General features: G+C 72.7%; 22 protein-coding genes. 14 read left to right on the top strand and 8 right to left on the bottom strand.

Translation table 11 applies throughout. The features are described 5' to 3' along the window. Positions 1–20: 20 nt before the first annotated feature. Entirely contained in the window at positions 21–650 is a 630-nt protein-coding gene (locus ACFO0B_RS23865) for a flavin reductase family protein (protein WP_378614795.1), read from the bottom strand. A gap of 31 nt (positions 651–681) precedes the next feature. Further along, positions 682–1,449, bottom strand: a complete 768-nt coding sequence (pcaD, locus tag ACFO0B_RS23860) for a 3-oxoadipate enol-lactonase (protein WP_378615285.1) — start codon at positions 1,447–1,449, stop codon at positions 682–684. Between the two features lie 138 nt (positions 1,450–1,587). Here pcaD and ACFO0B_RS23855 point away from each other — a divergent pair, with 138 nt between their 5' ends. From ACFO0B_RS23855 to ACFO0B_RS23825, 7 genes are all read left to right on the top strand, one after another. Continuing rightward, positions 1,588–2,634, top strand: coding sequence for a YdcF family protein (locus ACFO0B_RS23855; protein WP_378614794.1), 1,047 nt, complete (start codon positions 1,588–1,590; stop codon positions 2,632–2,634). A 101-nt stretch (positions 2,635–2,735) separates the two neighbouring features. Then, positions 2,736–3,473, top strand: coding sequence for an IclR family transcriptional regulator (locus tag ACFO0B_RS23850; RefSeq protein WP_378614793.1), 738 nt, complete (start codon positions 2,736–2,738; stop codon positions 3,471–3,473). Positions 3,474–3,748: 275 nt separating this feature from the next. Continuing rightward, positions 3,749–4,816 carry an ABC transporter substrate-binding protein gene (locus ACFO0B_RS23845; protein WP_378614792.1) on the top strand — a complete coding sequence of 356 codons (1,068 nt, stop codon included), beginning with the start codon at positions 3,749–3,751 and terminating at the stop codon, positions 4,814–4,816. Further along, complete coding sequence (locus tag ACFO0B_RS23840) at positions 4,813–5,634, top strand: ABC transporter ATP-binding protein (RefSeq protein WP_378614791.1); 822 nt, start codon at positions 4,813–4,815, stop codon at positions 5,632–5,634. Before ACFO0B_RS23845 ends, ACFO0B_RS23840 begins: the two co-directional genes overlap by 4 nt. Then, positions 5,631–6,500, top strand: a complete 870-nt coding sequence (locus ACFO0B_RS23835) for an ABC transporter permease (protein WP_378614790.1) — start codon at positions 5,631–5,633, stop codon at positions 6,498–6,500. Before ACFO0B_RS23840 ends, ACFO0B_RS23835 begins: the two co-directional genes overlap by 4 nt. A gap of 20 nt (positions 6,501–6,520) precedes the next feature. Beyond that, on the top strand, positions 6,521–6,835 hold the full coding sequence (locus tag ACFO0B_RS23830) for a hypothetical protein (RefSeq protein ID WP_378615320.1): 315 nt from the start codon (positions 6,521–6,523) through the stop codon (positions 6,833–6,835). A 159-nt stretch (positions 6,836–6,994) separates the two neighbouring features. Next, the gene (locus tag ACFO0B_RS23825) at positions 6,995–7,930 is read left to right on the top strand and encodes a TauD/TfdA dioxygenase family protein (RefSeq protein WP_378614789.1); all 936 of its coding nucleotides are present in this window, start codon (positions 6,995–6,997) and stop codon (positions 7,928–7,930) included. A gap of 59 nt (positions 7,931–7,989) precedes the next feature. Here the strand turns inward: ACFO0B_RS23825 and ACFO0B_RS23820 are convergent, their stop codons facing one another. Continuing rightward, entirely contained in the window at positions 7,990–8,415 is a 426-nt protein-coding gene (locus tag ACFO0B_RS23820; protein WP_378614787.1) for a DoxX family protein, read from the bottom strand. 164 nt (positions 8,416–8,579) lie between these two features. Here ACFO0B_RS23820 and ACFO0B_RS23815 point away from each other — a divergent pair, with 164 nt between their 5' ends. Then, complete coding sequence (locus ACFO0B_RS23815; RefSeq protein WP_084505282.1) at positions 8,580–8,747, top strand: DUF4236 domain-containing protein; 168 nt, start codon at positions 8,580–8,582, stop codon at positions 8,745–8,747. A gap of 58 nt (positions 8,748–8,805) precedes the next feature. Here ACFO0B_RS23815 and ACFO0B_RS23810 read toward each other — a convergent pair whose 3' ends face one another. Both ACFO0B_RS23810 and ACFO0B_RS23805 read right to left on the bottom strand, forming a co-directional pair. After that, complete coding sequence (locus ACFO0B_RS23810) at positions 8,806–9,063, bottom strand: hypothetical protein (RefSeq protein WP_378614786.1); 258 nt, start codon at positions 9,061–9,063, stop codon at positions 8,806–8,808. Between the two features lie 4 nt (positions 9,064–9,067). After that, on the bottom strand, positions 9,068–10,006 hold the full coding sequence (locus ACFO0B_RS23805) for a MerR family transcriptional regulator (protein WP_378614785.1): 939 nt from the start codon (positions 10,004–10,006) through the stop codon (positions 9,068–9,070). Positions 10,007–10,121: 115 nt separating this feature from the next. Here ACFO0B_RS23805 and ACFO0B_RS23800 point away from each other — a divergent pair, with 115 nt between their 5' ends. Both ACFO0B_RS23800 and ACFO0B_RS23795 read left to right on the top strand, forming a co-directional pair. Beyond that, on the top strand, positions 10,122–12,203 hold the full coding sequence (locus tag ACFO0B_RS23800; RefSeq protein WP_378614784.1) for an acyltransferase family protein: 2,082 nt from the start codon (positions 10,122–10,124) through the stop codon (positions 12,201–12,203). Further along, positions 12,200–13,084 carry an alpha/beta hydrolase family protein gene (locus tag ACFO0B_RS23795; RefSeq protein ID WP_378614783.1) on the top strand — a complete coding sequence of 295 codons (885 nt, stop codon included), beginning with the start codon at positions 12,200–12,202 and terminating at the stop codon, positions 13,082–13,084. The genes ACFO0B_RS23800 and ACFO0B_RS23795 overlap by 4 nt, the downstream gene beginning before the upstream one ends. Here the strand turns inward: ACFO0B_RS23795 and ACFO0B_RS23790 are convergent. After that, positions 13,071–13,778, bottom strand: coding sequence for an endonuclease/exonuclease/phosphatase family protein (locus tag ACFO0B_RS23790; RefSeq protein ID WP_378614782.1), 708 nt, complete (start codon positions 13,776–13,778; stop codon positions 13,071–13,073). The genes ACFO0B_RS23795 and ACFO0B_RS23790 overlap by 14 nt on opposite strands. Positions 13,779–13,786: 8 nt before the next feature. Further along, positions 13,787–14,926 carry an acyl-CoA dehydrogenase family protein gene (locus tag ACFO0B_RS23785; RefSeq protein WP_378614781.1) on the bottom strand — a complete coding sequence of 380 codons (1,140 nt, stop codon included), beginning with the start codon at positions 14,924–14,926 and terminating at the stop codon, positions 13,787–13,789. A 101-nt stretch (positions 14,927–15,027) separates the two neighbouring features. Here ACFO0B_RS23785 and ACFO0B_RS23780 point away from each other — a divergent pair, with 101 nt between their 5' ends. Next, a complete protein-coding gene (locus tag ACFO0B_RS23780) occupies positions 15,028–15,606 on the top strand; it encodes a TetR/AcrR family transcriptional regulator (protein WP_378614780.1) in 579 nt (192 codons plus the stop codon). Here the strand turns inward: ACFO0B_RS23780 and ACFO0B_RS23775 are convergent. Continuing rightward, a complete protein-coding gene (locus ACFO0B_RS23775; RefSeq protein WP_378614779.1) occupies positions 15,603–16,514 on the bottom strand; it encodes a manganese catalase family protein in 912 nt (303 codons plus the stop codon). The genes ACFO0B_RS23780 and ACFO0B_RS23775 overlap by 4 nt on opposite strands. 425 nt (positions 16,515–16,939) lie before the next feature. Between ACFO0B_RS23775 and ACFO0B_RS23770 the strand changes: the two genes are divergently transcribed. The 3 genes from ACFO0B_RS23770 to ACFO0B_RS23760 all read left to right on the top strand — a co-directional run bounded on the left by ACFO0B_RS23770 (position 16,940) and on the right by ACFO0B_RS23760 (position 20,289). Continuing rightward, entirely contained in the window at positions 16,940–17,917 is a 978-nt protein-coding gene (locus tag ACFO0B_RS23770; RefSeq protein ID WP_378614778.1) for a helix-turn-helix domain-containing protein, read from the top strand. Positions 17,918–18,022: 105 nt separating this feature from the next. Beyond that, positions 18,023–18,775 carry a GAF domain-containing protein gene (locus tag ACFO0B_RS23765; protein ID WP_378614777.1) on the top strand — a complete coding sequence of 251 codons (753 nt, stop codon included), beginning with the start codon at positions 18,023–18,025 and terminating at the stop codon, positions 18,773–18,775. An 8-nt stretch (positions 18,776–18,783) separates the two neighbouring features. Then, positions 18,784–20,289 carry a PP2C family protein-serine/threonine phosphatase gene (locus tag ACFO0B_RS23760; RefSeq protein ID WP_378614776.1) on the top strand — a complete coding sequence of 502 codons (1,506 nt, stop codon included), beginning with the start codon at positions 18,784–18,786 and terminating at the stop codon, positions 20,287–20,289. Positions 20,290–20,875: the final 586 nt, after the last annotated feature.

Raw genomic sequence — 20,875 nt, 5'->3', positions numbered from 1 at the left:
CTCGACCGTACCGGTCGGGCTCAGCGGCGGAAGTGGCCCGGCCAGCGGTCGTAGGGGATGCGGCTGATATCGAGCACCTGTCCGATGGTCGACCACTCGTCGCGGCCGAGGCGGGCCAGCGGGCGCAGCCGGTCGATGGCGGGCAGGGCGGTGCCGCGCTCGTCGGTCTCGAAGACATCGGCGTCGATGGCGGCGTGCAGCACGCGGCCGATCACCACGGTCGAATCGCCGAGCGAGACGGTCTGTTCCAGCCTGCACTCCAGCGCGACCGGCGACTCGGCGACACGGGGCGGCGCGACGGTCCTGCTCGGCTCCGGGGTCAGCCCGACCTCGGTGAATTCCGACAGCTCGGCCGGGAAATCGGTGCCGGTGGCGTTGATCCGCTCGAAGGCGGGCTCGGTGGCGAGGCAGACCACGAACTCGCCGGTGTCGAGGACATTGCGCAGCGAATCCTTGGCTCCGACCGAGGTGAACTGCACCATCGGCGGGCGCACGCAGGACACGGTGAAGAACGAGTGCGGCGCCAGATTGTCGACGCCGTCGGCCGAGCGGGTCGAGACCCAGGCGATCGGCCGCGGCACGACGACGCTGGTCAGGATGCGGTAGAAGCCGCCGAAGCCGAGTTCGCCGGGGTCGATGTCGGTGCGCACGGCTCCACCGTAACCGGCTTGCCCGCGGCGATCAGGAGGTCGAGCCGGGGTTCCCGTGGCGCCGGGCGATGAGCGCCGAGACCAGGCGCGGGTGCTGCAGGGTCGGCAGGTGCGCGGCGTCGTCGAGCACGACGAACTCGGCCCCGGCGATCCCCTCCGCCACCTCGGCGACGACCGGCGGCGGGGTGCCCGGGTCATCGGCGCCCGCGACGACCAGAGTGGGCGCGGTGATGCGGGCGAGGTCGGCGCGGCCGTCCCACTCCCCCAGCGCCGCGCAGCATCCGGCGTATGCCTCGTCGTCGGTGTTCGCGATCATGGCGGTGCAGCGGGCGGCGATCTCCGGGTGCGCGACGGCGAAGCCGGGGGTGAACCAGCGGGTCAGGGCGGATGCGGCCAGGCTCGCGGTGCCGTCGCGGCGGACCAGCGCGGCGCGCTCGGCCCACATGGGCTGCGTGCCGAAGCGGGCGGCGGTGCAGAACAGGCTCAGCGCGGAGACCCGATCCGGCTCGTTGGCCGCGATCCACTGGGCGACCGCTCCGCCCAGCGAGAGCCCGACCAGGTGGGCGGCGTCGATCCCCCCGCGGTCCAGCAGCTCGATCACGTCCATGGCCAGCTCGGCGACGGTGTACGGCCCGGCGGGAGCGGGTGAGCCGCCGTGCCCGCGCAGGTCGACGGCGAGCGCGGGGCCGCCGAGCTCGTCCAGCTGGGGCTGCCACATGCTGCGGTCCGAGGCGATCGAGCCGAGGAACACCAGCGGGATGCCATCGCCGGGCAACACGGTGTGCGCGAGTTCGACCATCACGCCCCGACCGGCACGACGACGAGATCCGGCCGCGAGATCTGGAGCACCGCAGCCGCGCGGAAGAACACGGACACGGCGCCATGGTATCGCCGCCATTCCGGGTATACAGCCCCGGGAAAGCAGAGGAGGCGGTCGGTGGACCCTGTGGTGTTGCTGGTGGCGGGCTGGGCGACGGCGGTATTCGGCGCGGTACGGATGCGCCGCGAACCCCGTCGCCTCTCCACCGGATTCCTGCTGCTGGTGGCGCTCTCGCTGGTCCTCGTCGGCGCGGCGACGGCGGCGGCGCGGGTGGCTGCCCCCGCCGTACTCGACACCGCCTCCCTGCTGGTGACCGCCCTGTTCCTGCTCGCCGTGCTCGCCACCGGGCTCGGCCTGGCCGGCAACGGAATCGCGGTCATGCTGCGCGAGGGCGTCCGGCCGATCACCCTGACCCCGGTACTCGCCGGAGCCGGCCTGCTGGTCCTCCCGGTCGCCGCCGCGCTCGCCCTGCGCCGCGGACCGGAGGTACCGCCGTGGCTCCTGATCGTCGCCACCGCGACCACGCTGGCCGGCGTGTACCTGCTGGCGCACCTGCTCGCCTTCGCCGGGCACGCCGTGGTCTACGACCAGCTCCCGGACGACACCGGCCCCGACGCCATCGTGGTGCTCGGCTGCGGGCTCAACCGCAACAGGGTCACCCCGCTGCTCGCCTCCCGTTTGAAGCGGGCGCTGCGCGTGTATCGGGCCGAGACGGCGGCGGGCCGCGGCCCGCTCCTCGTCACCTCCGGCGGCAAGGGCAGCGACGAGGCGCTGAGCGAGGCCGACGCCATGGCCACCTACCTGATCCAGGCGGGCGTCTCGGACGAGTCGATCGTGCGCGAGCGGGAATCCCGCAACACCGAGGAGAACCTGCGCAACAGCCTCGCGCTGCTGCGCGACCGCGGCATCGACATCGGCACCGCGCGGATCACCGTGGTCACCAGCAACTTCCACGTCCTGCGGGCAGCCGCACTGACCCGCAGGCTCGGCGTGGAGGCGCACGTGGCGGGTGCCCGCACGGCGCTGTACTTCATCCCGGCGGCGTTCCTGCGCGAGTTCGCGGCGGTGCTCACCACGCACTACCGCCGCGCCCACGTCGCGGTGGCGACGGCCGCCGCGATCGCGATCTCGGCCTCGGCGGCACAGGCGTACCTGATCACCTGACGCCGAGGGTTGTGCGCAGACCGCGTCGAACGATTGCCGGTGCGGGCGCCGTGCGGAACAGTTCACCGCGACACAGCCCAACCGGACCCGAGGACGGTGCCATGGCCCCCACCGACCAGACGCGCACCGGCTCCCAGGCGGTCGAGCGCGCCATCCACCTGCTGAACTGCTTCGAAGGAGACGACCCCGAGCTCTCCGTCAGCGAGCTGGCCGAGCTGGCCGGGGTGCCGGTGAGCACCGCGCACCGGCTGGCCAGGGCGCTGGTGCGCGGGCGGCTGCTGGAGCAGGATCCGCTCACCGACCGCTACCGGGTCGGCCACGGGCTCGCCACGCTCGCCCGGCCCGCGCTGACCAGGCTGGGGCTGGATTCGGCCGCCCCGCACCTCTACGCGCTGGCCGCCGGGATCAAGATCACGACCAGTCTGAGCGTGCTCGACGACGACGCCGCACTGACCGTCTTCCAGGCCCGCCCGCCGGTGCGCTTCTGCGCGCACCAGGTGCCGCGGCAGCGCAGGCACCTGCGGCAGAGCGCGCCGGGGCAGGCGCTGCTCGCCTGGTCCGGCGCGGGCGACGGGCTGCGCACCGACCTCGATGTGGTGCGCAGGAAGGGCTTCGCCTCGGAGGAGTTCGAGTTCGCCGAACTCGACGACGACGACCCCATCCGCTCGGTCGCCGTCCCGGTGTTCGACCGGGACCGCAAGGTGTGGGGCGCGCTCGGGGTGCAGGCGCGCTGCGCCCGGCTGGACGACACCCTGGTCCGCGACATCCTCCCGGCCATGCGGCAGGTCGCGGCGCGCATCGGAACGGTTGTCCGGCAGAGCGGCTGTCCCGCAACATAATTCGGATCACCGTGATTTCCACATGGTGGAAAGACTGTTGTCGGAGCCGCTGCCCGGCACCCACGATAGGGCCCAGACAACCCCCGTAACTCGACCGAAAGGCGCCGACGTGTCGTCTCGCACCACGCTGATCCGCCGCCGCGCCCTCGACCTCGTGCGCACCCCGCACGGGACCTGTCGGCGCTGATTCCAGCGCCCTCCCTTTCTCTCCCGCCCCGGGAATTCCCCCGTTCTCCCGGCGTGCCCGCACGGGCCCGCTCCCCGAAGGAACAGCCATGTTCTCCACCGCAAGACAACGAATCGCGGCCGCCGCGCTCGCCGCCCTGGCCGGGCTCTCGGTGCTGACCGCCTGCGGCGACTCCGGCACCACGACCACCGCCGACGGCAAGACCGTGCTGCGCTATCAGGGCTCGACCGGCCAGGTGACCCCGTTCGAGCTGGCCCAGGAGCTCGGCTACTTCGAGAAGATCTCGCTGCAGTGGGAGGGCGACACCACCAGCGGCCCCGCCAACATCCAGGCGGCGGCGACCAACCAGGTCGAGTTCGGCAGCGCCTTCAACGGCGCGGTGGTGAAGCTGATCTCCGGCGGCGCGAAGGTCACCTCGGTGCTCAGCTCCTACGGCGCCGACGACAAGTCGTTCAGCGGCTACTACGTGCTGGACGGCTCGCCGATCACCGGCGCCCGCGACCTGATCGGCAAGAAGGTCGCGGTGAACACGCTCGGCGCGCACCACGAGTTCATCACCAGGGAGTGGCTGCACCAGCAGGGGCTCTCCGAGGCGGAGATCGAGCAGGTGCAGCTGGTCGTCGTGCCGCCGGCCAACACCGAGGACGCGCTGCGCAAGGGCCAGGTCGACGTCGGCACCCTCGGCTCGGTCTTCCGGGACACCGCGCTGGAGCGCGGCGGGCTGCGCCCGCTCTACACCGACAAGGCCATCTTCGGCGAGTTCGACTACGGCACCTACGTGTTCCGCGACGACTTCATCGGCAAGAACAAGGACGCCGTCGCCGACTTCGTGCAGGGCACCGCCCGCGCCACCCGCTGGCTGCAGGTGACCCCGCGCGACGAGGTGGTTGCCCGGTTCGCCACGATCATCGAGAAGCGCGGCCGCCAGGAGAACACCGAGCTGCTGAAGTACTGGAAGAGCTCTGGCCTCCCGGTACCGGGCGCGGTGATCGCGGAGAAGGAGCTGCAGATCTGGATCGACTGGCTGGTCCGCAACGGCGAGCTGAAGGACGGCCGGCTGAAGGCCACCGACCTGTTCACCAACGAGTTCAACCCCTACGCCAACGGCACCTACCGGCCCGCGAGCGGCCCGGCCGGGGAGGTGCTCGCCGAGTGAGCACCGCGACCAAACTCGCGCTGAGCGGGGTCGGCAGGCAGTTCTCGGTGCGCGGGTCGGCGGAGAAGTTCACCGCGCTCGACGACATCACCCTCGACGTCCGGGCGGGCGAGTTCCTGGTCCTGGTCGGGCCGAGCGGGTCGGGCAAGTCGACGCTGCTCGACCTGCTCGGCGGGCTGAGCAAGCCGACCTCGGGGCAGATCCTGCTCGACGGCGCCCCGGTCACCGGGCCGGGGCTGGACCGCGGGATCGTCTTCCAGCAGTACGCGCTGCTGCCCTGGCGGAGCGCGCGCGCCAACATCGAGTTCGGGCTGGAGGCCAAGGGGCTCCGCAGGAAGGAGCGGCGCGCGATCGCCGACCGCTATCTGGAGCTGGTCGGGCTGACCGGGTTCGGCGACCGGTACCCGCACGAGCTCTCCGGCGGGATGAAACAGCGCGTCGCGATCGCCCGCAGCCTGGCCTTCGACCCCGAGGTGCTGCTGATGGACGAGCCGTTCGCCGCGCTCGACGCGCAGACCAGGGAGGCGCTGCAGGACGAGCTGCTGCGCATCTGGCGCGCCACCGGCAAGACGATCCTGTTCATCACGCACGGCATCGACGAGGCCGTCTACCTCGGAGAGCGGGTCGCGGTGCTCACCTCGCGGCCGGGGCGGATCAAGGCCGTCGTCGAGGTCGAGATCGACCGGGACAGCGGCGAGGACATCCGCTCCACCGAGACCTTCCGCGCCTACCGGCACGAAATCTGGTCGCTGCTGCGCAGCGAGGTCGAGCGCGCCCGGGACCAGGAGCTCCAGTACACCGAGAGGCCGAAGTCATGACCAGCGCAGCCCAACTCGTCCGCGCGGCCGCCCCGGCGGCGCCCGGCACCGCACCGGCGGCCGAGCCGCGCACCGCCCGCATCCGGATCGCCGCGCCGGTGCTCCGCACGCTGTGGCGGGTGGCCAAACCGCTCATCGCCATCGTCGCCTTCCTCGCGTTCTGGGAGGTCGCGCCACGCACCGGGCTGGTCGACGAGGTGTTCCTGCCGCCGTTCAGCACGGTCGCGCAGGCCTTCGCCGACCTGCTGGGCAGCGGTGAGCTGTGGATCCACGTCGAGGCGAGCCTGGGCCGGTCGCTGAGCGGATTCGCCATCGCGCTGGCCATCGCGGTGCCGCTCGGCATCGCCATCGCCTGGTACAAGCCGGTGGCCGAGCTGCTCAACCCGATCCTCGAGCTCTTCCGCAACACCGCGGCGCTGGCGCTGCTCCCGGTCTTCGTGCTGATCCTCGGGATCGGCGAGACCTCCAAGGTGGCACTGGTGGTGTATGCCAGCGTCTTCCCGATCCTGCTGAACACCATCACCGGGGTGCGCACGGTGGATCCGCTGCTGATCAAGTCGGCGGCCTCGCTCGGGCTGAGCCCGCTGCGGCTGTTCCAGAAGGTGATCCTGCCCGCGGCGATCCCCTCCATCTTCACCGGGCTGCGGATGGCCGCGGCCAGCTCGATCCTGGTGCTGCTGGCCGCCGAGATGGTCGGCGCGCGGGCCGGGCTGGGCTACCTGATCACCGCCGCGCAGCAGAACTTCCAGATCCCGAACATGTACGCGGGCATCCTGGCCATCTCGCTGCTCGGCCTGTCCTTCAACGGCCTGCTGGTCACGCTGGAGCGCCGCTTCTCGCGGTGGCGCGTCCAGCACGACCGCTGACCCCGCGGGAGCTGTCCACCATGTCTGCGAGACAGTTTCACCTGAACGCCTTCCCGATGGGCGTCGGCCACCACGAGGCGGCCTGGCGGCACCCGCGCACCGAGGAGCACCGGGTGCTCGACGTCGCGCACTTCCAGGAGTCCGAGGCGCACGTGCTTTCGCCCCGACGCCCGAGCAGTCGCCGACGAGCTGCAGAGCTGGTTCGGAAACGGCGCCGCCGACGGCTTCGACATCAGCGGCGCGGGCTCTTCCGCACCGAGTACACCGCCGACACGCTGCGCGGGCACTACGGCCTCGACCGGGTCGAGAGCCGGTTCGCCGGAGCGAGCGCATGAGCTCGTGCGCCGCTGCCCTCCCGCCCGATTCGCTGCGCCCGCCGGCCGAGACCTTCGAGGAAAGGGTGATCCGATGACCGACCCGACCGATGTGCCGCGGCGCGACTGTCGCCCCGGCCGCCCCGCGACCCGAATCCCTTCTCCCCGAGTGAGCCTCCCATGACCGCAGTACACGAGAACCCGACCAGCACCGCCGTCCGCGCCGAGCCCGTCGCCGGGCACATCGGCGCCGACATCTCCGGCGTCGACCTGCGCGAACCGCTGACCGACGAGCAGGTGCGCGCCATCACCGAGGCGCTGCACACCTACAAGGTGCTGTTCTTCCGCGACCAGCACATCGGCCACGCCGAGCAGATCGCCTTCTCCCGCCGCTTCGGCGCGGTGACGCCGTCGCACCCCTACGACACCGACGCGCCCACCGAACACCCGGAGATCCTCGCCGTCGACAGCAGGCTCTACGAGAAGCGGTTCGGGGTGCGCAAGTTCAGCTACACCAACCACTGGCACACCGATGTCTCGGCGCTGATCAACCCGCCTGCGGCCTCGATCCTGCGCGCCGAGATCGCTCCGGAGCGCGGCGGCGACACCCGCTGGACCAACCTGGTCGCCGCCTACGAGCACCTGCCCGACGCGCTGCGCACCTTCGCCGACGGGCTGCGCGCCGAGCACCGCTTCGGCGGCAGCGAGCCCGCGTGGTCCGACGACAGCGACTACGCGCGCAAGGTGGCGGCGGCGCCGCTGGTCACCGTGCACCCGGTGGTCCGGGTGCACCCGGCGACCGGGGAGCGCGCGCTCTTCGTGAACCCCGGCTTCACCACGCGGATCATCGGGCTGAGCCCGGCCCAGTCCGACGCCGTGCTGAAGCTGCTGTTCGACCAGATCGCCGAGCCGGCCTTCACCGTCTCGCTCCGGTGGCGGCCGGGCACCATCGCGTTCTGGGACAACCGGGCGACCGCGCACCTGGCACCCAGCGACCTCGACCACCTCGATGTCACCCGGGTGCTGTACCGCACCACGCTGGAGGGCGACATCCCGGTCGGCGTCGACGGGGAGGCGTCGGTCGCCATCTCGGGCGATCGGTTCACCGCCGCCTGAGCCCCGGCCACGGCGGAAGGCCGGCGATCGGGTGATCGCCGGCCTTGCGCGTGGACGGTTCAGCGGGAGAGCGAGTTCCGCAGCTCGGTGACGGTGCCGCGGCGCTCGTAGGCGATCCAGGCGAAGATCGCGGCCAGGACCAGTGGGAAGATCGCCATGCCCGGCTTGTCGGCGATGAAGGCCTGGGTGCCCGCGGCGAGCACCGTGAGCACCGAGAGCCCGGCGGCGGCGAGCGCGCTGACCTTGGGCACCATGAGGCCGATGCCGCCGGCGACCTCGGCGACGCCGATGAAGATGATCAGCGCGAACGGGATCGAGAGGTTCGCGGAGGCGTTCTCGCTCAGCGCGCCCGGCATGATCAGCTTGGGGGCGCCGGAGGCGATGACGAAGAAGAGCCCGAGCAGGATCTGCAGGGTCCACAGGACGCGGTTGCGGACGGTGCCGGGGCGGGTGGCGGTGGCGGCGGAGAAGGTGGCGGCGGTCATCTCGGGTCCTTCGGGTCGGTCGCGCCGGTCGGTAGCGCGTTCAGCAGATAGGACGGAGCGCCCGCGCCGAAGTCATCGCCGCCGGGCAGAAGAATTTTCGGTGGGCGAAACCCGTTTGGCTCAGCGACTATTGGCTATCCCCAGTCCGAACCAGGGAGGTAGCCATGCCCATCAAGTACCGTCAGCGGAAGTCCTTCGGGCCGCTGAAGTTCAATTTCACCCAGAACGGGATGTCCTCGTGGGGGATCAAGATCGGCCGCTGGTCGTGGAACTCCCGCACCAAGAAGAACAGCGTCGATCTGCCCGGCCCGCTGAGCTGGCGCCAGCGCTGACTTCCATCCCCGCGCACCGGCCCGGAGGCAGCTGCCTCCGGGCCGGTACTGCATCCGCTCACGCGGTGAACCACGCCGCGAGCAGCAGCACCGACACCACGGCGTAGACCGGCAGCGCGATCCGCCGTGCCCGGGCAGGCAGCGCGAGCGCGCAGATCAGCCCGGCGGGCAGCGAGAGCACCGTGCCGAAGATCAGGGCGTAGCCGTGCGGGTCCACCGCCGGGCCGGTCGCGAAGCGCGACTCCAGCACCCGGTACCCGCACAGCAGCCAGAACGCCCCGGAGAGGGCGGCGACGATCCCGGCCACGATGCGCACCGCATCAGCCTGCCACGGACGATCGCAGTGCCGCGGCGAACCAGGCGAAGACCGGTGCGAGGTCGGGCATGGGCGGCAGGCCGTTCACGATCTCCACCAGCTGCCAGTAGCGGATTGTGCGCGGGTCGTTCGCGACCGCCAGCCGCTCCAGCATCCAGCCGCGCAGGGCCGCGTCGTCGGCCCGGCTGAAGGTGCCCGCATAGCGGGTTGCCAGTTCGCCGACGATCGCGGCGGCCTCCGCGGAGTCCGGCGCCACTCCGGCGGCCAGTGCCGCACCGACCTTCTCGGTCACCGCGGCACTGAGTTCGCCGTGCAACCCGGTGTCGTCCCCGGCCGCGCGCTCGGCCGCCTGGTACTCCGCCATCCGGCGCACCGCGGCCCGGAAATCGGCCCCGCGCACCAGCTCCACCAGCTCGGCCCAGGCGCGCAGCTGCTCCGGCGCGGGGTCGTCGGGCAGCTCGGGCATGGTGGCACGCAGCAGCTCGACCAGCGCCGGGTTGGCGTCGACGCCGCCGAACGCGCTGCCGATGAAGTCGTCGAGGTGGCGGCGGCGTTCGGCCTGCGAGCCACGGGCGAGTTCGTGCATGATCTCCATCTCCTCGGCATTCGATCCGTGCGCGGCCACCGCCCGCAGCACCGCGCGGTTGAGCCGCAGCGTCCGGATCTGGGTGTCGAGCGCGGCGGCGTGGACGGCGGCGACCTCGGCCACCGACATCTCCCTGGCCAGCACGGCGCGCACCGTCACCAGGTCGATGTCGAGGGAGCGCAGGGAGCGCACCAGGCGCAGGCGGGCGGCCGCGTCGGGATCGTAGAGCCGGTGCCCGGCAGGGCTGTGGGCGCTCGCCGGGACGATGCCGCGGTCGGCATAGAATCGAATCGCCTTGACGGTCAGACCGGTCCGGCGGGCCAGCTCACCGATCGGGAGCAGTGGGGGGTCGTCCATGTGCTCCAGCCTGGAGCCTCCTCCCGGGGGAGGTGCAAGGGCATCCGTTCCTACCGGGATAATCGGGAGAGACAACTCGGCGTGTGCCGAACCCGAACCCGACCAGGGAGGTGCCGTGGGCACACGCCAGGAGCCACCGGCGATCGCCGGTGCGCCGGCGCCCGCGGCGCGCAAGGCCGGGTACCGGGAGGATCTGGACGGGCTGCGCGGCCTCGCCATCGCGCTGGTCGTGGTGTTCCACGTGTGGTTCGGCCGGGTCTCCGGCGGCGTCGACGTGTTCCTCGTACTCTCCGGGTTCTTCTTCACCGGGCTGCTGCTGCGGCGCGCCGAGCGCCCGGAGCCGCTCGGCGCGGGCGCGATCCTGCGCCGCACGGCCTGGCGGCTCCTGCCCGCGCTGGTGGTGGTGCTGGCGGCGGTGGTGGTCGCGACCGTGGCGATGCGCCCGTACACACAGTGGTCGACGCTGGCGGCGCAGACGCTGGCCTCGCTCCTGTACTACCAGAACTGGCAGCTGGCCTGGTCCTGGTCGGACTACCTGGCCGCCGACCCGTCGGTGAGCCCGCTGCAGCACCTGTGGTCGATGGCGGTGCAGGGCCAGTTCTACCTGGCCGCGCTGCTCGTGGTGGCGGCGGTGGCCTGGGTGGCGCGGCGCAGGGGCGGGGCCGCGCTGGTGCGGGCCGCGCTGCTGGCGATCGTCGCGGTGCTCACGCTGGCCTCGCTGCTGCACGCCACCCGCGGCGCGGCGACCGCGCAGGGCTGGAACTACTACGACAGCCTGGCCCGCGGCTGGGAGCTGTGCGCGGGCGCGGCGCTCATCCTGCTCGCCCCGGTGCTGGCGCCGCCGCGGCTGCTGCGCTCGGTCCTCGCGGTGGCCGGGGTGCTCGGCGTGGTCGGCTGCGGCTGGTTCATCCTGGACGGCGCGAACCGCTTTCCGGGCCCGGCCGCGCTGCTCCCGGTGGGCGCGGCCGCCGCGGTGATCATCGCGGGCAACGGGCTCGCCGCGCCGGAGCGCCCGTGGCCGAACCGGCTGCTCGCCTCGCGCACGGCCCGTCGGCTCGGCGACATCGCCTACCCGCTGTACCTGTGGCACTGGCCGATCCTCATCTTCTACCTGGCCGATCGCGGGCAGCCGCGGGCCGGGTTCGGCGACGGGCTGGTGATCATCGGGGTCTCGCTGGCGCTGGCCTGGATCACGCACCGGTGGATCGAGGAGCCGCTGCGCGAGCGCGCGGCCGCCGCCCCGGCCGCTCCGGCGCGGGGGCGCGGCGGCGTGCTGGTGCTGGCGGGCGCGGTGCTGGTGGCCAGCGGCGGCTGGCTGGCGATCACCGAACGGCTGCACCCGGGTTCGGCGGTCGAGGTGCTGGACGCCCGGCTCTACCCGGGGGCGGAGGCACTGGTCGCGGGCGCGGCCGTGCCGGAGATGCGGATGCGCCCGACCCTGCTCGAGGCGCCCGCGGACGGCCCGCCGCCCACGCACGACGGCTGCATCGCGGACTGGGACACCCGCGAGGTGGTCAGCTGCACCTACGGCGATCCGGAGGCCGGGCGCACCCTGGCCGTGGTCGGCAGCTCGCACGCCGAGCACTGGCTCCCCGCGCTGCAGGTGCTGGCCGCGGAGCACTCCTTCCGGATCCAGGTGTACCTGAAGATGGGCTGCCCGCTCACGCTCGACGACAACGTCACCTACAAGGGCGAGCCGATCCCGGACTGCCGCGACTGGTCGCGCGAGGTGATCGACCGGCTCGGCGCCGAGGCGCCGGACTGGGTCTTCACCACCGGCACCCGCCCGCGCGCCGACCTCGGCGACGAGACCCCGGCCGAGTACCTCGACGTCTGGTCGGCGCTCTCGGATCGCGGGCTGCGCACGATCACCATCCGGGACACCCCGTGGCTGCGCCGCGACGCCGTCCGCTACAAGGCGGTGGACTGCCTCGCCGGCGGCGGTAACCGGCTGAGCTGCGGTATCCCGCGCGGCGCCGCCCTGGACGAGGTGAACCCGCTGCTGGAGCCCGCCTCGCACTACCCGGCGGTCTTCCCCATCGACCTCACCGACGCCGTCTGCGAGCCGGAGATGTGCGCGGTGGTGGAGGGCAATGTGCTCGTCTACCACGACGAGCACCACCTCACCGCGAGCTACTCCCGCTCGCTGGCCGGCCCGCTCGGCCGGGAGCTGCAGCCCGTCCTGAACTGGTGGTGAGCGTGCGCAGGCGCCGGGTGCTGGTCTCGGGGCTGCTCACCGGGGCCGCGCTGGTGATCGGGTACGGCCCGAGCGAGCCGGAGGCGCCCGCGGAGGTCGGGGCCGAGCTGCCCGCCGGTGGCGCGCCGGTGCGCATCGACTACGGCCCGGCCACCGACACCTTCGGGCAGCTGTACCTGCCGACCGTGGGGCGCGGGCCGTACCCGGTTGTGGTGCTGGTGCACGGCGGCGGCTGGTCGCAGTACCGCAACCTCGGCGAGTCGGCGCCGCAGGCGGTGGCGCTGGCCGCGCACGGCGTCGCGGTGTGGAACGTGGAGTACCGGCGGGTGAGCGGCGCGGGCGGCTGGCCGACCACGCTGCACGACGTGCGCGACGCCGTGAACGCGCTGGCCGGCCCGGTCCGCGAGCGGGTCGGCGGCGCGCTCGACCTGCACCGGGTGCACCTGGCCGGGCACTCGGCGGGCGGGCACCTTGCGGCCTGGGTGGCCGCGCAGCCGCTCGACCCCGAGCTGAAGGTGCGCAGCGCGACGCTGATGGCCGCCGTGCTCGACCTCGATTTCGCCGTGCGCAACGGCCGCGACCGCTTCGTGCGCGGGCTGCTCGGCGGCGCACCGGACGAGGTGCCGGAGCGCTACCATCTGGCCTCCCCCATCGAGCACCTGGCTGTCGGGGTCGCGCTCACCGCGGTGCACGGCGACGCCGACCGGGTGGTCTCCCCGGAGCAGAGCCGCCGCTACATCGCCGCGGCGCAGCGCGCGGGCCGCCGCACCGAGCTGCACATCCTGCGCGGCTCCGGGCACGCCGACTTCATCGACACCACCTCGCCCGCCTGGCAGACCGCCCAGCGGGCCATCCTCGGCTACGCGGCTACCCTGCGCTGACCACACCGCACACGGGGTTGTGATCGGAGAGCCCGTCGGCGTCGAGCACCCGCACCCCGGCCGCGACCGCTCCTCGCGTGACGATGTGGTCGATGAACTGCGATTTCCCCGCGCCGCCGGTGCGCGGGCGGGTCGGCAGCTCCGGCGGCAGCCCGGCGACGGCGAACTCGGGGCCGAGCGCGGCGGCGACCGTCGCGCGGTCGGCGTTGAAGTCGCCGAGCAGCACCGCGGGGCCTGCCGCCGCGAGGTCGGCGAGGGCCCGCAGCTGGCCGGGACCGCGCCCGTCACCGGTCACATGGGTGGCGATCACGGTGCACTCCCCGACCCGGACCACCAGCGCGCCCTTGCCCGGGTCGTCGGCGAACGCCGCGCCGAGGACCGGGACGCTCGCCGGATCGGCCAGGATCACCAGGTACTCGTCGCGGTCCCGCAGCACCGTCGGGACGCGCTTGGGCCGCGGTACCCGGGGATAGCGCAGCGTGTGCACGGCCCGATCACCGGCGATCGCGCGCAGCGCGGCCAACTGGTCACCGCTGACCTCCTGCAGCGCGATCACCTCGGCGTCCAGCGCGGCCACCCGCTCGGCAACGGCCGCGCTGCGCGCGGCCTCGTCCGGCCAGCGCGCCGCGACCTCCTCGTACCAGTTCTCCGCGTGCACGCGGTGCAGGACGTTCCAGGAGGCGACGGAGAGCACGAGCCACCCTAGCCCGCGAGGTGCCTGCTGATCACCAGCCGCTGGATCTGGTTGGTGCCCTCGAAGATCTGGGTGATCTTGGCCTCCCGCATGTACCGCTCGACCCGGAAGTCGCGGGTGTAGCCGTAGCCGCCGAGTACCTGCACCGCGTCGGTGGTGACCTTCATCGCGGCGTCGGTGGCGACCAGCTTTGCCACCGAGGCGTGCCGGGAGTAGGCCAGCCCGGCATCGCGGCGGCGGGCGGCGTCGAGGTAGGTGGCGCGCGCGGAGTCGACCGCGGCGGCCATGTCGGCGAGCAGGAAGCCGAGCCCCTGGTGATCGATGATCCTGCGGCCGAACGCCGTTCGCTCCCGCGCGTAGGCGACGGCCTCGTCCAGCGCGGCCTGGGCCAGCCCGACCGCGACCGCGGCGATCCCGAGCCGACCGGAATCCAGTGCGCTGAAAGCGATCTGCAGCCCCTGCCCCTCCGCGCCGATCCGCCGCTCGGCCGGGAGGAAGGCGCCGTCGTAGTGCGCGGAAGTGGTCGGGACGGCGTGCAGCCCCATCTTCTCCTCCGGCTTGCCGAAGCTCAGCCCGTCCAGCTCGCCCGGCACCAGGAAGCAGGAGATGCCCTTGGAGCCGTCGCCGGTGCGGGCGAACAGGTTGTAGAAGTCGGCGATGCCGCCGTGCGTGATCCACGCCTTGGCCCCGGTGATCCGGTAGCCGCCGTCCTCGGCGACCGCCTTGCAGGCGAGCGCGGCGGCGTCCGACCCGGCCTGCGGCTCGGAGAGGCTGTAGGCGCCGATGGTGCTGCCGCCGAGCATCTCCGGCAGCCAGCGCCGCTTCTGCTCCTCGGTGCCGAAGGCGAGCAGCGGGTGGCAGGCGAGGCTGTGCACACTCACCGCGACCGCCACCGCGGCCCAGCGCGCGGCCAGCTCCTCGAGCACCTGCAGGTAGACCTCGTACGGCTGGCCGCCGCCGCCCCACTCCTCCGGATACGGCAGGCTCAGCAGCCCGGCCGCGCCGAGCGTGGCGAAGACACCGTCGGGGTAGGTCTCGGCCTTCTCGTGCGCGTCGGTGATCGGGGCGAGCACCTTGTCCGCGAGATCGCGGGTCAGCCCGATCAGCTCGCGCGCCTCGTCGGTGGGCAGGAGTCGGTCGACGGCCACGGACTCTCCTCGAACTCGATACGGGTACCAGTACTCGATATCAGTCGAGAGTACTGTCAGCGCAGACAGTACTACAAGAAGCCGCACAGTACTATCGCCGCATGGAGCACGCATCGGCCTTCGCGACGGCCCGCCGCACCGAACTCTTCGACGAGCTGCTCGCGCTCTTCCTCGCCGAGGGTTTCGCGCACCTGACCCTGGACGCCATCGCGGCCAGGCTGCGCTGCTCGAAATCCACGCTCTACACCCTCGCGGGCAGCAAGGAGCAGCTGGTCACCGCGGCGACGGTGCACTTCTTCAAGCGCGCCACCGACGCCGTCGAGGCGAGCGTGGCCGGGGCGATCGGGCCGCGCGAGCGGATCGCCGCCTACCTGACCGCGGTCGGCACGGCGCTGGCGGTGGCCTCGGAGCGCTTCATGGCCGACCTGGACGCCTTCGCCCCGGCCCGCGCGGTGTACGAACGCAATACCGGGATCGCCGCCCGCCGGGTGCAGCAGCTCATCGACGACGGCGTCGCGACCGGCGACTTCCGCGGCGTGCACGCCGCGTTCGCCGCCGAGCTGGCCGCCACCATGATGGTGCGCATCCAGCAGGGCGGCGTCCGCGCGGGGACCGGCCTGGACGACGCCGCCGCCTACCGCGAGCTGGCCTCGATCCTCACCAACGGGATCAGTGCCTAGGGCTTGGTCGGGTCCAAGGTGTCCTTGATCTTGCCGACCAGACCGCCCTCGGTACCCAGCGCCGTCGAGCGGGGCTTGCCCATCGACCCGTCGTACGTGGCATACAGCAACGGATCCGGCGCGGGCGCCGACCCCTTCTCCCCCAACGGCTGCGGATCGGCCAGGAACCGATTGGTGTGCTTACCGTCGGGTGCGGTCCCGGACGCCCACCGACCCTGATCCGAAGCGGTGCCGTCGGACAGATGCCAGAGCGTCTCGGCGTGCTCGGTGTACTCCTCGTCCTGCAGGGCGCTCGGCACCACGACCTCCTCCACCCCGTCGGCCTTCAACTCCTCGATCGCCGCCAGCCACATGTTCTGGTGGTAGGTGTCGCGGGCGAGATTGAACCGCAGCATGTCCTTCACACCCGGATCATCGGTCATGTTGTAGAGCCGCGCGGTCTGCAACCGGCCGTGCGACTCCGCCGCCACATTCGCCCGGAAATCAGCCAGCAGATTCCCACTCGCCACGATGAAACGGCCGTTCCACGGAACACCATTGGAATCAGCAAGCGTAGGACCACCACCGGAGACGATCGCCTGCTGCGGATCCATCCCCGCCAGCACCGCCGCCACCACCGGATCCCCGGCCGCCGCCTCGGTCGAATGCGTCGCGGGCGCACCCTCGAGCAACCGCGCGACCATGACCGCGAGCATCTCCACGTGACCGATCTCCTCGGTCGCGATATCCATGATCAGATCCTTGTACTTGCCCGGCATCCGACAATTCCAGCCCTGGAACAGGTACTGCATCGTCACCGTCATCTCACCGTAGGCACCTCCGATCAACTCCTGAAGCTTGCGCGCGTACACCGGATCCGGCTTCTCCGGCTTGGCATCGAACTGCAAATAATCCGTATGACGGAACACGGGGGACCTCCCTCTCGAAGACCAGGTTGTCTCGGAGGCGCGGCTACCTCGGGCCCACCCCCGCAAACTGGAAAAGAACGGGGTGTACCAGCCTCGATGCGGGGCATTCGCGCCGCACCCCGACCCCGCGAGGAGAGAACATGTGCGGTAGCAGATTGAGCGCCAGCGCCGTGGCGCGGATCCGCTCGACCGACGAACCGGCGCCCGCCCCGGCGCTCCCCGACCAGCGCGCCGCCGTACTCCGGCACCCGGTCGACACCCGCCCGGCCCGGAGCCGCGCGCGATAGACCCCCGCCGGCACGGCAGCCGGAATCCGATTCGTCCGCTTCGCGAATCGTCTCGCCGGATCGGCATCCGCCGCGCCCGGGCCGAGTACCGTGGTCGGCATCGCGTGCTCGCAATCCGTACAGGGCAGGAGAACGGTCGTGGATCTCCCGGCGCCGCTGCCGATCGAGCGCGCGGAGTTCCGCCCGCACGACGCCGACGCGGCGACCGCCGTCTTCGAGCAGCTCTACGGGCGCAACCGGACCCGGTTCGACGAGGTCGGCGCGGACGCGGCGCTCGAGGTGTCCGCGGTCAGCAACCCGCTGCTCGCCACCGACCGGATCCGCTCCACCATCGGCTACCGGGTCGACACCGAGCCGCTGGACTACCTGTTCGTCACCCGGCTCGGCGCCGGGCGGATGACCATCACCGGCGACGGCACCGAGATCAGGCAGCGCGCGGACGGCATACCCGCGCTCCTCCCGCTCGGCACGCCGCTGCGCTTCGACGCCGACCGGATCGACCTGACCGGGTTGCGGCTCCCGCTGGCCACCGTGCTCACCGCCGCCGAGGAGCGCGGCTGCCCCGCCACCGATTTCCGGTTCCTCGGCTTCCAGCCGCTCTCGGACGCGGCGGGCCGCTGGTGGACCGGGCTCTTCGGCGCGGCGCGGACCGACCTCGCCGCCGCCGACTCGGTGCTGAGCAACCCGCTGGTCGCCGCCGAGTTCGCCGCGACGCTGGCCGCAACGGCGCTGGTCGTCTTCCCGAACACCACGATGGTGCACAGCGCGCTCGAGCCGGGCGCCGCACCGGATTCCGCGTTGCGCCGCGGCATCGACTACCTGCACGCGCATGCCGCCGAGGTGGTCGGCGTCGCCGATATCGCGGCCGCCGCCGGGGTCACCCCGCGCGCGCTGCAGTACGCCTTCCGCACCCACCACGACACCACGCCGCTGGGGTACCTGCGCGGCATCCGGCTCGACCGGGCCCACGCCGAGCTGCTCGAATCCGCCACGGGCAGGGAGCGGCAGACGGTCGCCGCCGTCGCGCTCCGCTGGGGTTTCAGCAATCCCGGCCGCTTCGCCGCCGCCTACCGGAAGCGGTTCGGGCAGCCGCCGACACGCACCCTGCGCGGCTGACTCCGCGCGCACCGGGCGCGAAGCCGTGGTACATCCTCTGCCGGGAATGAACGGGGTCCGGCGGGGTAGGAACGCCGCGATCTGCTAACGGGAGGAACAGCAACGATGGCACCGGACGATCCGCGGGACGAGGGCACAGTGGCGACCGATCTCGCGGCCGAGCAGATCGCGGCGGCGTTCGCCCGGATGTCGGGGCTGTTCCTCACCGCGGAGACGGTCGAGACCGCGCTGGCGATGATCACCGCGCTGGCGCGGGAGATGGTCCCGCACACCGCGGGGGCCGGGCTGACGCTGGTCGCCGCCGCGGGCGAGCGGACGAGCGCGGCGGCCACCGACGAGGTGGTGCGGCGCGCCGACGCGCTGCAGTACGAGCTCGGCGCCGGCCCCTGCCTCACCGCCTGGGCGGATCGCGTGGTGGTCCGGATCGACGACCTGGACACCGACGAACGCTGGCCGGTCTGGGGGCGCAGCGCCGTCGAGCTCGGGCTCCGCTCCACGCTCAGCGCACCGCTGGTCACCGGTGGCAGTGCCCTCGGCGCGATGAAGGTGTACGCCACCGAGCCCTTCGCCTACGGCAGCCGCGAGAAAAATATCCTCGCCATGTTCGCCGCGCAGGCGGCGCTGCTGCTCGCGCACCGGATCGCGGCCGCCGACGCGGAGCAGGTCAGCGCCAGGATCGCCGCGAGCCTGCGCGGCCGGGAGGCGGTGGCGCTGGCCAAGAGCATCGTGATGGCGCGCGACGGCGTCGACGAGCGGGCCGCGTTCCTGATCCTGGCCGCCGCGGCGCGCAGGCAGCGCAGCACCGTGCTGCAGGTGGCCGAGCGGCTGGTGGCCTCGACGGCGCACCGGCGACGGTGAGCAGGCGGATGAACGACCGCTCCGACGCCGAACGCGCCAGGGCACAGCAGCGCAGCCTGGTCAAGGCCATCGAGGGCGCCGCGCTCGCGCCGGAGGAGCTCTGGATGGGCTACTTCACGATGGGCGGTGACACCGGCTTCCTCGAGGTGGACGCCTACCTGCACGGGCTCGGCGAGCTGCCCGCGCTCGACCGCGACATCCTCGCGCACGTGGTCAACGAACGGCTCGACCAGCGAGCCTGGTCCAGCCGCGCGGGCTACAGCCGCACCCTGCGCGATGCCGAATCCCGCAGCGCCCCGCTGGCGGCGCTGGTCGAGCTGATCGACGGCAGCCATCTGGCCGCGCCGGACCGGCTGCCCGCCGTCGCCGAGGCGGCGGGGCGCGCGCTCGGCGTGCACCTGACGATCTACCTGGTCGACTACGCGCAGCGCTACCTGCGGCCGCTCCCGAGCACGACGGACAGCACCGGCCAGGCACCCGCGGAGACCGCGCTCGACGTGGACAACACGCTGCCCGGCCGCGCCTTCCGCACCGTGCGGACGCTGCCGTCGCAGGCCGGCGAGAAGCCGGGGCTGTGGGTGCCGCTGCTGGACGGCAGCGAGCGCCTCGGGGTGCTCGAGGTGCGGGTGGACGACTGTGACGACATCTACGACCCGGCGCTGCGCAGCGAATGCCGATGGGTCGCACGGCTGCTCGGCCACCTGATCTCCGCGCTGAGCGCCTACGGCGACGCGCTGCAGCGGGTGCGCCGCGGCGCGCCCCGGACCCCGGCAGCCGAGCTCATCTGGTCACTGCTGCCCCCGCTGACGGCCGGGGTGGACGGCTTCGTCGTCACCGGGGTGGTCGAGCCGCGCAACGATCTCAACGGCGACGCCTTCGACTACGCGCTCAGCGACACCACCGCGCAGCTGCTGGTGCTCGACGCGGTCGGGCACGACCCGCGCAGCGGGCTGATCGCCGCCTCCGCGCTGGCCGCCTACCGGGCCGCCAGGCACGCGGGGCACGGTCTGATCGAGCAGGCGAGGCTGATCGACGAGACGCTGGGGCGGCAGTTCGGCGGCTCGCTGTTCGCCACCGCGGTGCTCGCCGAGCTCGATCTGCGGACCGGGCGGCTGCGCTACGTCAACGCCGGGCACCCGGAGCCGCTGATCATGCGCGGCGGCAAGATCGTCAAGCCGCTGGCCGCCGGGAAGCGGCTCCCGCTCGGCCTCGGCGCGGGCGAGCTCACCGTCGGCGAGGAGACCCTGCAGCCGGAGGACTGGCTGGTGCTCTACACCGACGGGCTGGTGGAGGCGAGGGACAGCGCGGGCGCGCTCTTCGGCGAGGCCAGGCTGGTCGACTTCCTGCGCAGGGAGGCGGCGGCCGGGCACCCGCCGCCGGAGACCGCGCGCCGGCTCGTCCGGGCCGTGCTCACCCACCAGCGCGGCGCCCTGCAGGACGATGCCACGGTGGTGCTGGCCCGCTGGACGACCCCGCCGCGCAACCCGTCGGCGATCGCCGGGAGCGAGGGGTAGCGGCCGGGTAGGCACCGCGCGCCGCGCACGCTCCAGCCGCCCTGCGCTCGGGGCGTGCGGCAGCCCGGTGCGGACCGGCGCGGTGACCGCGCTATCGCGAGATCGCCACCTGAAGAACGGGATTCGGGTCACCACCGCCCGGATGGCGCACCACCCCGCGCCCGGCGCGTCGGGCCGTGCCGCCGCATCGCGATCACCTCCGTCCGGGTACCCGCGCTACCCGGCCGAAGCGGGTCCCGGTTCGCCCCCGGCCGCGCCGGGATACCGATAGCGAACAGAACGCTCGCGCGTTGGTGCACAGAACGAAAATGATCGTGGCGGCCCGGGTGCACGGCGTCCCCCGGCGGTAGGCAGAGCACATCGCTCGCACCTCCGCGCTCCGTCGGCGCCATGCACCGAAAGCGAGTTCGCCATGACGCTCCCGACCCGCCAGGGCACCACCACCGCCCGCCGCGTCAACCGCGGGCACGACAGCTACGACGGCATCGAGCCGCTGCTGACAGAGCTGGCCGCGATGGCCGGGCACGACCCTCGCAGAAACGCGCTGCGCGAGCTCTGCCTGCGCCGCTGCCTGCCGCTGGCCGAG

The sequence above is a fragment of the Nocardia jiangsuensis genome (assembly GCF_042650385.1).
Lineage (GTDB): Bacteria > Actinomycetota > Actinomycetes > Mycobacteriales > Mycobacteriaceae > Nocardia > Nocardia jiangsuensis.
This window is presented reverse-complemented; position numbering and strand designations above follow the sequence as displayed.

Bases quoted from the DNA above. Each gene is read 5' to 3' on its own strand.
- pcaD (WP_378615285.1), bottom strand. From the start codon at position 1,449: ATGGTCGAACTCGCGCACACCGTGTTGCCCGGCGATGGCATCCCGCTG.
- ACFO0B_RS23850 (WP_378614793.1), top strand. From the start codon at position 2,736: ATGGCCCCCACCGACCAGACGCGCACCGGCTCCCAGGCGGTCGAGCGC.
- ACFO0B_RS23845 (WP_378614792.1), top strand. From the start codon at position 3,749: ATGTTCTCCACCGCAAGACAACGAATCGCGGCCGCCGCGCTCGCCGCC.
- ACFO0B_RS23835 (WP_378614790.1), top strand. From the start codon at position 5,631: ATGACCAGCGCAGCCCAACTCGTCCGCGCGGCCGCCCCGGCGGCGCCC.
- ACFO0B_RS23830 (WP_378615320.1), top strand. From the start codon at position 6,521: ATGTCTGCGAGACAGTTTCACCTGAACGCCTTCCCGATGGGCGTCGGC.
- ACFO0B_RS23825 (WP_378614789.1), top strand. From the start codon at position 6,995: ATGACCGCAGTACACGAGAACCCGACCAGCACCGCCGTCCGCGCCGAG.
- ACFO0B_RS23820 (WP_378614787.1), bottom strand. From the start codon at position 8,415: ATGACCGCCGCCACCTTCTCCGCCGCCACCGCCACCCGCCCCGGCACC.
- ACFO0B_RS23815 (WP_084505282.1), top strand. From the start codon at position 8,580: ATGCCCATCAAGTACCGTCAGCGGAAGTCCTTCGGGCCGCTGAAGTTC.
- ACFO0B_RS23805 (WP_378614785.1), bottom strand. From the start codon at position 10,006: ATGGACGACCCCCCACTGCTCCCGATCGGTGAGCTGGCCCGCCGGACC.
- ACFO0B_RS23780 (WP_378614780.1), top strand. From the start codon at position 15,028: ATGGAGCACGCATCGGCCTTCGCGACGGCCCGCCGCACCGAACTCTTC.
- ACFO0B_RS23765 (WP_378614777.1), top strand. From the start codon at position 18,023: ATGGCACCGGACGATCCGCGGGACGAGGGCACAGTGGCGACCGATCTC.
- ACFO0B_RS23760 (WP_378614776.1), top strand. From the start codon at position 18,784: ATGAACGACCGCTCCGACGCCGAACGCGCCAGGGCACAGCAGCGCAGC.